This is a genomic window from Novosphingobium rosa NBRC 15208 (assembly GCF_001598555.1).
GTDB classification, from domain to species: domain Bacteria; phylum Pseudomonadota; class Alphaproteobacteria; order Sphingomonadales; family Sphingomonadaceae; genus Novosphingobium; species Novosphingobium rosa.
This window is the reverse complement of the sequence record NZ_BCZE01000185.1, coordinates 1-823: the sequence shown is the minus strand read 5'-3', so window position 1 is coordinate 823 and position 823 is coordinate 1. Positions and strand designations below refer to the sequence as shown.

Here is an 823-nt window from a genome sequence, read left to right as displayed (position 1 = left end):
CTCGCGAAAATCCTCCACCGGGCCCTGCTTGACCGGCTCCGCCGCCGTCAGTGCAGCGTAGAGCGGCTGCTTGTCCTCTCCCGACACTGGCGCCTTGGCAAAAAGCGGGAAGCTGACGCCGTAATTCACCTTGCAGAACTGGTCGATATCTTCAGCCGATCCAGGCTCCTGATTGCCGAAATCATTGGCCGGGAACCCCAGCACTTCGAAGCCCTGCTCCCGGTAGCTTGTGTAGAGCTTCTCCAGCCCCTCATACTGAGGCGTCAAGCCGCATTGCGAGGCCACGTTGACCACCAACAGAACCTTGCCCGCATGCTGGGCCAGACTGTCGCTGGAACCATCCAGGCGAGTGAGCGCGAGTGCGGAAAGTTCATTGGCCATGCAGCAAGCCTTTTTTCAGGGAGGGGATGGCTGAGATAACCTCCATCCATTTCAGGATAAAGGAGATAAAGCGTTGGCTCCTTCCGGCGCCCGGCCCACCATCGCATTTCATGCACAACCCGCACCCGAGGAGCATCCCAGGAAACCGCCCAGAGCCGCACCTCTCGCCGATCCTTCCGAGGGCGATCCAACTTCACCTCTGCCACCAACCGGCGTAAACTGGAGCGAGAACGATTATGCTGATCGGGCGTTGGAGGGACAATGAAGACAATTTCCTTTCCCGACGGCACCACCGTGCCGGCCCTTGGCCTTGGCACCTGGATGATGGCTGAAAGGCCCGATCTGCGCGTCCAGGAAATCGCAGCTCTGCGTGAAGGCATGGACCTCGGCATGACGCTGATCGACACAGCCGAGATGTATGGCGAAGGGGAAGCCGAGAGGT

The 823-nt window shown here is 59.9% G+C and carries 2 protein-coding genes; one reads left to right on the top strand and one right to left on the bottom strand.

What is annotated here, in order from left to right; genetic code table 11:
- Positions 1–381, bottom strand: a 381-nt coding sequence (locus SR3_RS30335; protein WP_068095162.1) for a glutathione peroxidase, incomplete at its 3' end; no start/stop codon positions are given.
- Between the two features lie 261 nt (positions 382–642).
- Here SR3_RS30335 and SR3_RS30330 point away from each other — a divergent pair.
- Positions 643–823 (top strand): aldo/keto reductase (locus SR3_RS30330; protein ID WP_174549218.1); only part of this gene is annotated, 181 nt, incomplete at its 3' end.